The sequence below is a fragment of the Thermoclostridium caenicola genome (assembly GCF_900142095.1).
In the GTDB taxonomy this organism is placed as follows: domain Bacteria; phylum Bacillota; class Clostridia; order DSM-8532; family DSM-8532; genus Thermoclostridium_A; species Thermoclostridium_A caenicola.
In genome coordinates, this window is record NZ_FQZP01000012.1 from 14,201 (window position 1) to 27,177 (window position 12,977).

General features: G+C 53.2%; 9 protein-coding genes, 1 pseudogene and 1 other annotated feature. Of the genes and pseudogenes, 7 read left to right on the plus strand and 3 right to left on the minus strand.

The features are described 5' to 3' along the window. Window positions 1–143 precede the first annotated feature (143 nt). The 3 genes and pseudogenes from F3H12_RS13455 to F3H12_RS05080 all read right to left on the minus strand — a co-directional run bounded on the left by F3H12_RS13455 (window position 144) and on the right by F3H12_RS05080 (window position 3,184). Window positions 144–689: a prephenate dehydratase domain-containing protein gene (locus F3H12_RS13455; protein WP_243133199.1), complete on the minus strand. Its 546-nt coding sequence runs from the start codon at window positions 687–689 to the stop codon at window positions 144–146. Window positions 690–704: 15 nt separating this feature from the next. Next, a pseudogene (gene aroF / locus F3H12_RS13460) lies at window positions 705–1,715 on the minus strand (3-deoxy-7-phosphoheptulonate synthase); the annotation flags it as partial. Between the two features lie 97 nt (window positions 1,716–1,812). Continuing rightward, window positions 1,813–2,084 (minus strand) — a binding site (T-box leader). A gap of 44 nt (window positions 2,085–2,128) precedes the next feature. Next, window positions 2,129–3,184 (minus strand): YkvI family membrane protein, encoded by a 1,056-nt coding sequence (locus tag F3H12_RS05080; RefSeq protein WP_149678281.1) that lies wholly within the window; start codon window positions 3,182–3,184, stop codon window positions 2,129–2,131. Between the two features lie 338 nt (window positions 3,185–3,522). On the opposite strand from F3H12_RS05080, the gene F3H12_RS05085 reads away from it, so the two are divergent. From F3H12_RS05085 to F3H12_RS05115, 7 genes are all read left to right on the plus strand, one after another. Further along, window positions 3,523–4,803 (plus strand): MFS transporter, encoded by a 1,281-nt coding sequence (locus F3H12_RS05085; RefSeq protein WP_149678282.1) that lies wholly within the window; start codon window positions 3,523–3,525, stop codon window positions 4,801–4,803. 127 nt (window positions 4,804–4,930) lie between these two features. Beyond that, on the plus strand, window positions 4,931–7,924 hold the full coding sequence (locus tag F3H12_RS05090) for a DEAD/DEAH box helicase family protein (protein ID WP_149678283.1): 2,994 nt from the start codon (window positions 4,931–4,933) through the stop codon (window positions 7,922–7,924). Window positions 7,925–8,088: 164 nt separating this feature from the next. Next, window positions 8,089–9,285 carry a phosphoglycerate kinase gene (locus F3H12_RS05095; protein WP_149678284.1) on the plus strand — a complete coding sequence of 399 codons (1,197 nt, stop codon included), beginning with the start codon at window positions 8,089–8,091 and terminating at the stop codon, window positions 9,283–9,285. A gap of 24 nt (window positions 9,286–9,309) precedes the next feature. After that, entirely contained in the window at window positions 9,310–10,065 is a 756-nt protein-coding gene (gene tpiA / locus F3H12_RS05100) for a triose-phosphate isomerase (RefSeq protein WP_149678285.1), read from the plus strand. 278 nt (window positions 10,066–10,343) lie between these two features. Next, entirely contained in the window at window positions 10,344–11,978 is a 1,635-nt protein-coding gene (gene gpmI, locus F3H12_RS05105; protein WP_149678286.1) for a 2,3-bisphosphoglycerate-independent phosphoglycerate mutase, read from the plus strand. 171 nt (window positions 11,979–12,149) lie between these two features. Beyond that, window positions 12,150–12,569, plus strand: coding sequence for a Holliday junction resolvase RuvX (ruvX, locus tag F3H12_RS05110; RefSeq protein ID WP_149678287.1), 420 nt, complete (start codon window positions 12,150–12,152; stop codon window positions 12,567–12,569). Between the two features lie 46 nt (window positions 12,570–12,615). After that, window positions 12,616–12,933 carry a DUF1292 domain-containing protein gene (locus tag F3H12_RS05115; RefSeq protein ID WP_149678288.1) on the plus strand — a complete coding sequence of 106 codons (318 nt, stop codon included), beginning with the start codon at window positions 12,616–12,618 and terminating at the stop codon, window positions 12,931–12,933. Window positions 12,934–12,977: the final 44 nt, after the last annotated feature.

Here is a 12,977-nt window from a genome sequence, read left to right on the forward strand (position 1 = left end):
AGGCCTTTTTCAATTGTCTATGTCGGACTGGCTCCACCATAAACATAAACCCCGGCGCATTTGTGACGCCGGGGTTACTCTATGGTTGCGTTATGATCGGGAAAGTCGTTCATGCCATGGGGGTCAGAACAATGATGCGGAGCTCATTTCCCGTTGTTCTTTGCCTTGACCACAACAAACTCAGTGTAGTTTTCGTCGCAGTCCTGGATATCGGCAACCAGGATCTCCAGCCTGTTGAGCCGTGCGGCGGTAGTGCTGGCAATGGCGGCCGAGCATTTGTCGTCCAGGGCCCGCACAGCCTGGGCGGCAGCCGACGTGGTGGAGCATTGGATGATGCGGCATTCCGGAAGGGTTTTCAGGAATTCCTTGCACTGCTCCAGCGCCTTGTCCTTGGAATAGATCTTCCTGATGCTCTTCAGTTCGGTGCCTTTTGGTGCCACCAGGTTCTGCCGGACTTTCAGCTTCAGACGATCGGTAACTTCCAGATTGAACTGTTCAATCAGTTCCAGAACCTCTGTGACCTTCCCGGCCAACGTGTTTTCAACAGGCAGGACGCCTGCGTCCGCTTTCCGGAGGGCTACGGCCTCACAGACATCCTCAAAGCGCTCGAGGCCCACCATGGCGGAGGTAGGGAAGAGCTTTTCGGCAGCTTCGAAGGAAAAGGAGCCAGGGGTACCGGCATAGGCCACCGTATGGCCCAGCGGGATGTCCCTGCCTTCAAGGCGGGCATACTCCCTGAGCTTGGGCATGATATAGGCGAATTCGTCGGGCGTGATGGACTGAGGACCGTCCGAAAGCGCCGCCATGGGATTGTTGTGCACTTCGATGACGAGTCCGTCGGCACCCACCGCCACGGCCGCCTTGGACAAGGGCTCAACCATCCAGGACAGGCCACAACCGTGGCTGGGATCCACCAGGACGGGCAGATGGCTCATCCGCTTGAGAGCGGGAACCGCGCTTAGGTCCAGCGTGTTCCTGGTATAGGTTTCAAAAGTCCGGATGCCACGTTCACAGAGGATTACGTTCTGGTTACCCTCGCTCATGATATACTCGCAGGCCATGAGCATCTCTTCAAGAGTGTTTGAGAACCCACGCTTGAGCAGGATGGGCTTTTTCAGACGCCCCAGTTCCTTGAGCAGTTCGAAGTTCTGCATGTTCCTTGCACCAACCTGGATCAGGTCCACATACTGCTCAAAAAGCTCGATGTAGTTGGGATTGGTGATCTCCGAAACGATGGGAAGACCTGCCGCTTCGCCTGCCCGTTTCAGCAGCACGAGCCCTTCAGCCCGAAGACCCTGGAAGGAATAGGGGGAGGTTCTGGGCTTGAAAGCGCCGCCCCTGAGCATGGATGCGCCGGCCTTCTTGACCTGCAGGGCAACCTGAATGATCTGGTCCTCGCTTTCCACCGAGCAGGGACCTGCGATGACCACCAGGTCCTTACCGCCGACCAGGACATTGCCTACCTTGATGACGGTGTTTTCGGGGTGGAACTTGCGGTTGGCCTTCTTGAAAGGTTCCTGGACCTTCAGGACTTTCTCCACAACCTCATGCATGGACAGCTCATCAGCCGATAGACCCGAGGTGTCTCCGACAAGACCCAGTACGGTCTTTTCGCTGCCGTAGATGGGAGAGACCACGAGACCCTGATTCTCGATCCATTTTTTCAGCGCATCAACTTTTGCTTCATCTGCACCTTGTTTCAATACGATGATCATAACAACCCTCCTGTTTTGGTCCTGCGCAAGTCCGGGCGGACAGGGCTTTTCCGTTTCCGGGCGGTTTTTGACGAAATCAAAAAGCCTTCGCCCCAACGTATGGGACGAAGGCTATAGCTTTCGCGGTACCACCCAAATTCACCACGCTAAAACGTGATGCACTCATTGCCGGATACGGGATTGATTCATCCGATATCCTGCCCTTGTAACGGTGAGCTTTCCGCACTTGCCTACTAATCCTGCCGGACATTCAGCGCGTGTGCTCAAGGGAGAACTTCAGCGGTTATGATACTTGAAACCACTCTCAGTCCATGATGGTTTCTCCCTGTAAGTCATAAGTCGCCTACTTTTCCCTCTCATCGCATCCCGATATGATGAGTTTAATGTATAGTATGCAGAAAAAAATGACTTTGTCAATACCCTTTTGGATTCTTTCTGTTGAGAACAAGACTTGTCAGGATGATGATTCCCGCGTATCCCACAGCGGGATAGAAGTATTTGACCAGGTTTGAGAAGCCCAGGAGGCTGAACAGGAAAGCGCACAGGGCGCTGGTGATGATGACAAACCGTGAATCCGAGCATCCGGATTGGGCCAGGCGTGCTGAAAAGCTATAGAGATTGCCCACGGCGGTGGTGTATATCTCGGCCAGGAGCACGATGCCATAGAGGATTTGGGCAAACGGGGACACCTTCCCGGCGATATGGAGCATGGGTACTTCCAGGAAGGCACTGGCGGCAAAATGGTGCCTGAGCGCCAAAAAAAGCGCGCAGGCGCCGAGCCCGAGACCCAGCCCACCCAGGACAGCGCCGGTGACAATGGCCTTCCGATCCTTTGCCCGTGCTCCGAGCGGTCCGAGTATGCCATAGGAAGTGACGGTGTTATAGGATGTATAGAGGATGGCCGACCATAGCCAGTTTCTGAGAAAGCCAATATTGGGCGCCGCATTTTTTACTGGTGTTTTGTCCGGTGCCATGGACAGGGAGACAATGCTGATGCCCAAAGCTGCCAGGAGGAGAAAGGGTACCACCAGGCTGATGGCGTTGACAATGCCGTTGAATCCCGAAAGGACCGTCAGAATGGTCAATCCTGCCATCAGGAAACCTCCCAGAAGGGGATGGAGGCCGAACTGCTGTGACATGAGGGCACTGGAGCCGGCAAACATGGCCGATAGCGTGCCAAACAGGAAAAAGGAGATGAGCAGGTCTGAAAAGGTTCCAAGCAGCTTTCCCGATGAAGCCCGGACGATATCCAGATGGGATTGTGCCTGGATGTGCCTTCCCAGATCCATGATCATATAGCCAATAAGGATGAAGAGGGCGGTCACCACGACGAGCCCGGACAAACCGGCATTCCCAAAAAAGACAAAGAATTGGAGAACCTCCTGGCCCGAGGCAAATCCTGCTCCCACAATCGTGCCGATATAGGTTCCTGCAATCCTCAGTGCGGAGACTTTGTGCTTCTGTGCCATTGCTTCTCCTGCCACAGGCATCCAATAAAGCATATCCACGGTCGGTGCGGATTAGCACAAAAGAAAAATCCATTTTCAGACATTTTCTACACGGATGTGTATGTTACAGATAGAAAAGTTTAAGCATTACCGGCATGCAATAAATCGCCGGAAAACATGTTATATTATATCAATGGCTGTCATAAGAAGCCTCCCGGACCACAGGTTGAAATATGCGACCCGTTGTAATAGAATATCAGTCATGTTTGCCATAAACTGACCCAAGCGCATGAAAAGGCGGAAGATGCTGCAGAATGTGACATCGGAGCAAATATTTTATTGGAACGCGAGGTTAAGAAATGACACAAAAGCCAAATGCAAGAAAACTCTGGAACCGGGATTTTACGCTGTTGTGGCAGGGACAGCTGGTTTCCGATCTTGGACAGGCCGCATTCACCGTGATTCTCGGATTCTGGGTGCTGGATATAACCAATTCAACGGCCATCATGGGCATTATCCTGGCATGCTTTACGCTGCCCAGGGTATTGTTCGGACCCTTCGCAGGCGCTTTTGCCGACAGATCGAACAAGCGGCTGCTGATTGTTTTTTCGGATCTTCTGAGAGGAATCCTTTTTGTGGGTATGGGAGCCTTGATCCTGACGAAGAAATTCCCGTTCTGGCTCATCTATCCCTTTGCCCTGCTTATCAGCTTTTTCGGGGCCTTTTTCACCCCGGCCATCAATGCATCCGTACCCGAGATCGTCCACAAGGACAATCTGTCGCGGGCCAATTCTGCAAGGGGTATATCCCAGACCGCCTCATCCCTGGTGGGAAATGCGTTCGGCGGCGTCCTCTACGCCATCGTTTCAGGTCCGGTATTCTTTGTCATTAACGGCATATGCTTTATCTATTCGGCCATATCGGAGGTTTTTATCCGAATACCTCATGTGAAGCGTGAGACGACAATCAGGAACATCCTGCACGATATGACTGACGGTTTTAAGTACGCATGGAGCATCCAGGGAATCAAGATTCTCCTGGGAACCGGCATGTTCATCAACTTTTTTGTGACCATGGGGGTCACGCTGCTCCAGCCCCTGTTCAAGTATACCGAAGGTTTTGGCGTGGAACGGTATGGTTACACCATGGCATCGCTGATGCTGGGCGCCATATTGGGGATGTTGATCCTGTCCTTTTACAGGATAAAGCCTGCAAAGCGCTTTTCATTCTATAAGCTTGCCACTTACGGGCTGATTGTGTGCATGCTCATCGCCGGCTTCACGAAAAGTTTTGGGGTTATCATGGTCCTGGGCTTCTTTGCCGGGATATGCAACAGTTTCATCAGCGTTATCACCCAGACCGTCATGCAAATCACTGTTTCCAAGGAAAACCGCGGTAAGGTATTCGGTATCCAGGCCACCATTTATGAAGGACTTTCTCCGCTGGCCATGGCACTCAGCGGAATCGTGGCCCATTTCGCCGGTGTCCGGCCTACCATTATCGGCTCCTTCATGCTGGCAGCCCTTGTGGTCCTGCCCACCCTGTTCAACAAAACCTTCGGCCGATTCATGAACAGCGACGGAAGCGCAAACCAGCCCAAACAGGTCATGGCGGGTTCGGCTCCTGTCAATGATGGCTGAGCACCTTAAAGCCATATTCTTCTTGCCCCAAAATCCCGTAAGCCGTATAATGTTGTTGTTCCATATTGTGACATTAAGCCCTCTGGCTTACATCCATGCGACTATAAAGGATTAGGGGATGGGGAAGATGGCAGGTACAGCGGCATACGAGCCTTTTCTGAAATTCAGATATCCCTTCAGGACTCATCAGAAGATGATTCTGGACAGGTTCGAACAGGAAATCCGGAAGAAGGAACCGGGGCAGCCCTTAAGGCTCCATGTGGTCGCTCCGCCCGGCTCAGGAAAGACCATCATCGGGATTGAGCTGGCCGTACGGCTTAAGAAACCTTCTCTGATCGTCTGTCCCAACACGGCCATACAGGGTCAGTGGGTAAAAAAGGTGGAGCTTTTCATCCCTGAGAACAGCGGAGTTCATCCGGGAGAGATCGTGACTTCCCAGTCGGACCAGCCCAGGTTTATCAATGTATTGACCTACCAGATCCTGAGTATTTCTGAAGATGCGGCCGAGACCATCATCGATCTGGCGGAAGGATTCTGGGCCAACGATATCAGCCAGGCCCAGCACATAGAGCAGGAAGAGGCCAGGGCCAGGATTGCCGCCATGAAAACCTCCAACCCTGCCCAATATAAAAAAGAACTGTCCAAATATACCAAGGGAATCCGTAACGGTAAGCTCCTGGACAGCCAGGCTGCGCGTTCCGGTGACAAGGACAGCCTCATCAGCGTGCTACATCCCAGAACCAGGGAGCTTCTGACAAAGCTTCGGAATTACGGGGTCAAGACCGTTATCTTTGACGAGTGCCACCATCTTCAGACCTATTGGGCGGTGGTCATGAAAAACATCCTTGAATGGATGGGGATTGAAAACATCATCGGCCTTACGGCGACCCCGCCCGTGGACGAAAGGACTGAAATCCTCCAGAATTATACCAATCTGCTTGGTCCCATAGATTTTGAAATACCCACCCCGGCTGTTGTCAAGGACGGGATGCTGGCGCCTTACCAGGACATGACCTATTTCTGCATCCCCGGACAGCAGGAAATGGCGTACTTGAGCAACTGTCACCAGAAATTCCACAGCCTCGTCGAGCAGTTCAAATCTCCGGACAGCGATTTTTGCCAATGGATGAAGTCCCGGATTATCGAACGCAGACTGGCGGACGGAACGCAAAGGGAATGGCGCAAGCTGTTTGCAGCCCGTCCGGATTTTTCAACGGCCGGCGTCAAGTACCTGATAAAAGCCGGTGTCAGGATCCCTGCCGACATCACCCTGACCAGTGAGATGGCAGGGGATCTGACCATTGAGGAGTGGGCCATGCTCATCGAGGACTATGCCCTCAACCGCCTGAAGATCAGCGGAGAGGAAGCACACCAGGCCCTGTACGATACCATCCGCGATGCCCTGTATACCCTGGGTTTCATTCTCACCGAAAAAGGTATTCGTACATATATTTCGCCCATCGACCGTGTCTTGTCCTACAGCAGGAGCAAGCTTCAGGCCGTGAAGGACATCCTCCGGCACGAAATGCGGTTAATGGGGGACAGGCTCAGGGTAGCCGTGGTCACCGATTTCGAATACTCCAACGCCCTTTCCCTTGCAAAGCTGGATAACGTGCTGGATGAGGAATGCGGCGGTGCCATCAGCGTCATCAAGGAACTGGTAACCGACGAGGAACTGGATACGCTGAATCCTGTGATGGTGACCGGCAAGAGCCTTCTGTGCGATGATGACATCGCTGAAACCTATCTGGCGCATTTTAAGGAATGGGCCAATGAACACGGCTATGACATCAACCTGACCATGAAACCGGTATACGGCGGAAGGCTCTATGAGATTGAGGGCAGCGGCAGGGACTGGAACACCAAGTCGGCCATACTGTTCACCACAAGCCTTCTGGAGAAGGGCATCACCAGGTGCATCGTGGGGACCAGAGGGCTTCTGGGAGAAGGCTGGGATGCGATCAGCCTCAACACCCTGATCGACCTGTGCTGCGCGTCAACCTATGCCTCGGTCAACCAGCTCCGCGGAAGAAGTATCCGCAAGGATGAGAACTATCCCAGAAAGCTTGCCAACAACTGGGATGTGGTGGCCTATGCACCCGGGCTGGAGAAGGGTATCAACGATTTGAAAAGGCTCCATAAAAAGCATCGGCAGTTTTACAGCATCTGCGAGGACGGACGCATCCAGAAGGGGGTGGCCCATATCGATCCGTCCCTGGCCTTCATGACGGACATGAACCTTGATGCCATCAACCGGTTCAATGAAAAGATGATGGCCCGGGCCGCGGAGCGGGAAAGCCAGTATGACAAGTGGCGGATCGGTGAAAAGTTTGCCAATATCGAACAGGACAGCGTGGAGTTTTCCATGGAGCGATCCGCTGTGCCCTGTGATACCGGGGTGTTCACCCTCCATACGGCGAACCTCAGGGGAAAAGCCGCGGCCAACAAGTTCAAGGGAGGAGCCGGTGCGCTGGCCTTGCTGGCTGCCATAGCCGCGGCCGGAGTGAGCATACCGGTTGCCATTGGCCTGGGAGCGGCTTCCGCCCTGTTCATACGCTCGTCGATCAAGGGTATGAACAAAGCTGCGGAATACAGCCGAAAGCATGTCCTGTGCATGGACAGCCTGGAACTAGCCAGACGGTTCGGTCTCTGCCTGTTCCATGCCTTGAAGGATGCGGGTTTGATTAACAGGATGCTCCTGGAAAAGCACCTGAACATCTCCGGACGGGAAGACGGTTCCGTACGCGTTTTCCTGGATGCGTCTTCCGAGGAATCGGCCCTGTTTGCCAAATCCTTCGATGAACTGTTAAGCCCCATCATGAACCAGCGCTATGCGGTTCCCAGGTATGAAACGGCGGTACCCGACAGCCGCGGAGATCTGGCGGCCATCAACGCCGGCCTTAAGCCCGGGCAGGCCCTGGTTGCCGCATGGCATCCTGTGCCCGATGTTTTGGGCGTGAACAAGGAAAAGGCAGAAATCTTCAAAAAGCACTGGAACCGCTGGGTCAGCAGGGGCGAGCTGGTGTACCTCAAGAGTGCGGAAGGGGAAAGGATCATCGAGCAGTACGGCATGAACAATGTTCTGGGAATCAAAAAGCAGGTAGCCAGCTTCTGGAGATGATTTTCATGGCCCAAAACGGCCTTGATCAGCCAAGAGAAATATTGTGTTTTTTTTAACAATAATTTATGGATTTATATTGAAAAATATTCACAGAATAAGGTAGAATAATTAAGGCCGTATGCCAAAGTGTACACAGTATTCTAACTTCAAAAGGAGTTGTTTGTATGAGTATGATGAATAAGATGACAGTAGCCGATATTGACCTGAAAGGCAAAAAAGTAATCGCTCGCGTAGACTTCAACGTTCCCCTGGATGCGGAAGGAAATATCACCGACGATAAGCGCATCAGGGCTGCGCTTCCCACCATCCGCCACATCATCGATCAGGGTGCGAGCCTGATCCTGGTATCCCACCTGGGAAGACCCAAGGAAGGTCCCGAACCCAAGTACAGCATGAAGCCGGCTGCCAAGCGTTTGGGCGAGCTTCTGGGCAAGGAAGTTATTCTTGCAGCCGATGTCATCGGTGAAGATGCCAAGGCCAAGGCAGCTGCCCTGAAGCCGGGCGAAATCCTCATGCTGGAAAATGTCCGCTTCCACAAGGAAGAAACCAAGAACGATCCGGCCTTTGCGAAGGAACTGGCTTCCATGGCCGATATCTATGTGAACGACGCGTTCGGTACCGCCCACAGGGCTCATGCGTCCACGGCTGGCCTGGCTGATTACCTGCCTGCCGTAAGCGGTTTCCTGATCAAGAAGGAACTTGAGATCATGGGCAAGGCCCTTGAGAATCCGGACAGGCCCTTTGTCGCCATCCTGGGCGGTGCGAAGGTTTCCGACAAGATCGGTGTTATCGAGAGCCTCCTGGAAAAAGTGGATACCCTCATCATCGGCGGAAGCATGGCCTACACCTTCTTCAAGGCCAAGGGCTACTCTGTCGGCAACTCCAAGTATGAAGAGGATAAGGTGGAACTGGCTGCCAACCTTCTGGACAAGGCAGAAAAGAAGGGTGTCAAGCTGCTGCTGCCCATAGACAATGTTGTCGGTAAGGAATTCGATCCCAACACCGAAACCCAGATTGTCGAATCCGACAAGATACCCGATGGCTGGATGGGTCTGGATATCGGTCCCAAGTCCGTCGAACTGTTCTCCGAGGCCATCAAGAGCGCCAAGACCGTTGTATGGAACGGCCCCGTTGGCGTTTTCGAAATGGAGAAGTTTGCCGTTGGTACCAGGAAGATCGCCGAAGCCCTGGCTGCATCCAGCGCTGTGACCATCGTTGGCGGCGGTGACTCTGCTGCAGCCGTTGAGCAGATGGGCTTTGCCGACAAGATCACCCACATCTCCACCGGTGGCGGCGCTTCCCTCGAATTCCTTGAAGGCAAGGAGCTTCCCGGCATTGCCGTACTGAACGAGAAAAAGTAAAACGCATGAAAGGATGAAATACAGATGGCAGAACGTAGAATTATGGCAGCAGGCAACTGGAAAATGAACAAGACCCCCTCCGAGGCCAAGGCTTTTGTTGAGGGTCTGAAGGGTCTGGTTGCCGATGCCAAGTCCGAGGTTGTTGTAGGTGTCCCCTTTGTTTGCATTCCCGCTGTGGTCGAGGCCGCAAAGGGCTCAAACATCAAGGTGGCCGCACAGAATGTGCACTGGGAGGCAAACGGCGCCTATACCGGCGAAGTTTCCTGCGCCATGCTGAAGGAACTCAATGTGGACTATGTCATCATCGGCCATTCCGAGCGGCGCGAATATTTCGGTGAAACCGACGAGATGGTCAACAAGAAGGCAAGGGCCATCCTGGACGCTGGTATGATCCCCATCATATGCTGCGGCGAGTCCCTTACCCAGAGAGAGCAGGGCGTAACCGCCGAGCATGTCAGGTATCAGATCAAGATTGCCCTCCTTGGCCTGTCCGCCGAGGAAGTTTCCAGGCTGGTTATCGCCTATGAACCCATCTGGGCCATCGGAACCGGTAAGACAGCCACCAATGAGCAGGCCGAAGAGGTATGCGCCATCATCCGCCAGCTCATCGCAGAGCTTTACGGCAATGATGTGGCCGAGAAGACCCGCATCCTTTACGGCGGAAGCGTGAAGGCTTCCAATGCGGCTGAACTGTTTGCCATGCCCAATATCGACGGCGGCCTGGTTGGCGGCGCAAGCCTGAAGCTGGACGAGTTTGAGAAAATCGTTAAGGCAGGCTGATGGCTGAAAACAGAGCAGACAACGGGGACGGTTCCCGCAAGGAACCGTCCTCGTTATTACACCTGCAATCCATACGTCGTTGTTTAAAAAACAGCATTATGCCGGGCACAAAATTCCTGTTCGGGATTGTGCCGGACATCATGATATGATATAAAAAGACCGATACTAGAGATATCCGGGGATGAACGGCCGGAATGAATCAGCCGGCATGTTCATCCGGGATCATCGATAGATGGAAAATAATTACCCAAACTAGAGGAAGGACAGGTAATGAAGATATGCTCAAAAAGAACGGTTATGAGAAAAGCAAGGGACCTTTGCTGATCGTTGTGATGGATGGAATCGGCATCACCAATGTGACCGAAGGCAACGCGGTTGCAGCCGGTTATACGCCCAACCTGGACAAACTGCTCAGGACATGCCCGCATACATTGCTCAAAGCTCACGGTACCGCAGTGGGACTTCCCAGCGATGCGGACATGGGTAATTCCGAGGTCGGCCATAACGCGATCGGTGCAGGCCAGGTCTTTTCCCAGGGCGCAAAACTGGTTACCGAGGCCATTGAAAGCGGGAACATGTTCCAGGGCAAGGGTTGGATCGAGATCCGCGACAACTGCCTGAAGAACAACTCCACGCTCCATTTCATCGGCCTGTTCAGCGACGGTAACGTCCATTCCCACATTGACCACCTGAAGGCCATGATCAAGCGGGCGGCCCAGGAAGGCGTCAGGAGGGTGCGCGTGCACATCCTTCTGGATGGCCGCGACGTGGGCGAAACCTCCGCGCTGGAATACGTGATTCCCTTCGAGGAATTCTTAAGCAGCCTGAGAAGCGATTCCTTCGATGTGCGCATCGCCAGCGGCGGCGGTCGCATGTTCATCACCATGGATCGTTACGAAGCCAACTGGGACATGGTGGAGCGCGGTTGGAAGACCCATGTGCTGGGCGAAGGCAGGTACTTCTCCAGCGCCCAGGAAGCCATTGAAACCCTCCGCAAGGAGACGGGCGCTATCGACCAGGATCTGCCGGCCTTTGTCATTGCCGAGGACGGAAAACCGGTTGGCACCATTGAAGACGGGGACAGCGTGATCTTCTTCAACTTCCGCGGCGACAGGGCCATTGAGATCAGCCGCGCCTTTGAGGAAGAAAACTTCGACAAGTTTGACCGTGTGCGCTATCCCAGGGTGACCTATGCCGGCATGTTGGAATATGACGGAGACCTCCACATTCCCAGACGATTCCTGGTCAATCCGCCTGCCATCAAGAACACCATGGGCGAATACCTGGCAAAAACGGGCGTGACCCAGCTGGCCATCTCCGAAACCCAGAAGTTCGGCCATGTGACCTATTTCTGGAACGGAAACAACAGCGGCAAGTTCAGCGAGGAACTGGAAACCTATATCGAGATTCCTTCCGATATCGTGCCCTTCGAGCAGAGGCCCTGGATGAAGGCGGCCGAGATTACCGACAGGCTGATCGAAGAGTTGGAAACAGGCAAATACACCTTTGCCAGATGCAATTTCGCCAATGGCGATATGGTTGGCCATACCGGAAGTTTCCATGCCGCAAAGATTGCCGTGGAAACGGTGGATCTCTGCCTGGGCAGGATCCTGCCGGTTATTGAGAAGCTTGAAGGCGTGGCCATCATCACGGCCGACCACGGCAATGCGGACGAGATGTATGAGCTGGATAAGTCCGGAAAGCCCAAGGTGGACAAGGACGGCAGGGTTAAGGCCAAGACCAGCCATACCCTGAACAAGGTACCCTTTATCATCTTCGATCCGAAGAACCAGGGGAAATACAGGCTGAAGGAAGGCGAGTTCGGACTGGCCAATATCGCCGCCACAGCCGTTAACCTCCTCGGTTATGAAGCGCCTGAGATGTGGGAAGACAGCATGATAGAATTTCTGTGATGCGAAAGTCATTGCATTTTGACAGGCTATGGTTTATGATCGAGGAAAGTATCCCTTCCATTCTTTTCCGGGCTGATTTCCGAAAGGAGATCATGCCTGGAAAAGCGATGCGTTGAGTACCTGTTTCGGTTCGGCCCATGTTGCACATTAAAAACATAAATGGAGTCAATTATGCGCATATTATGTATCGACTATGGTGATGCCAGAATCGGCGTCGCTGTGAGTGACCCAATGGGGTGGACCGCTCAGATGCTTGAAACCATTCAATGGCGGGGTGATGTACAAAAGCCGCTTGACAGGATCTGCGAACTGGCCGGGCAATATCAGTGCCCCCTGATTGTGGTTGGTTTGCCGAAAAACATGGATGGTTCTTCGGGATTTCGTGAGGAGAGAACAAGAGAATTTATGGAACGCCTCAGGGAACGGTTACCCGAAGTGGAGATCAAGCCATGGGATGAGCGGCTCACAACCGTGATGGCCCAGCGTGCCATGCGCGACATGGGTATCAATACAAAAAAGCAGAAGGGGCGGATTGATCAGATGGCAGCTGCCTTCATTCTGCAAAGTTATCTGGATTCAATACAAAAATAACGGAATACGCTGTATTCCAGACATTAAACCGAAGGGAGAATTTACTATGGATTACGAAAACGAAATCATCGAACTGACAGGTGAAGACGGGGATACCATAAAGGCCGAATACCTGGATACAGTCCTGGTAGACGACAATGAATATGTGGTTCTGCTTCCCGTTGACGAACACGAATGCGAGGAATGCGATGACTGCGAAGCCGAGGTCATCATCATGAAAATCGAAAAGGACGGCGACGAGGAATACCTGGTTCCGGTAGAGGATGACGATGAGCTGGAACGGGCCTTCGAAGCCTTCCAGGAGCAGATTGAGGAATACGAAGACGACGATTACGAGGATGAAGAGGACGAGGATAACGAGTAATCCTCAGTGATTCCTGGATTTCTACAAAAGAAGAAAATGAGGTG

What these genes read in the sequence shown, in the direction of transcription:
- F3H12_RS05080 (WP_149678281.1), bottom strand. Translation starts at nt 3,184, where the DNA reads ATGGCACAGAAGCACAAAGTCTCCGCACTGAGGATTGCAGGAACCTAT.
- F3H12_RS05085 (WP_149678282.1), top strand. Translation starts at nt 3,523, where the DNA reads ATGACACAAAAGCCAAATGCAAGAAAACTCTGGAACCGGGATTTTACG.
- F3H12_RS05090 (WP_149678283.1), top strand. Translation starts at nt 4,931, where the DNA reads ATGGCAGGTACAGCGGCATACGAGCCTTTTCTGAAATTCAGATATCCC.
- F3H12_RS05095 (WP_149678284.1), top strand. Translation starts at nt 8,089, where the DNA reads ATGAGTATGATGAATAAGATGACAGTAGCCGATATTGACCTGAAAGGC.
- tpiA (WP_149678285.1), top strand. Translation starts at nt 9,310, where the DNA reads ATGGCAGAACGTAGAATTATGGCAGCAGGCAACTGGAAAATGAACAAG.
- gpmI (WP_149678286.1), top strand. Translation starts at nt 10,344, where the DNA reads ATGCTCAAAAAGAACGGTTATGAGAAAAGCAAGGGACCTTTGCTGATC.
- ruvX (WP_149678287.1), top strand. Translation starts at nt 12,150, where the DNA reads ATGCGCATATTATGTATCGACTATGGTGATGCCAGAATCGGCGTCGCT.
- F3H12_RS05115 (WP_149678288.1), top strand. Translation starts at nt 12,616, where the DNA reads ATGGATTACGAAAACGAAATCATCGAACTGACAGGTGAAGACGGGGAT.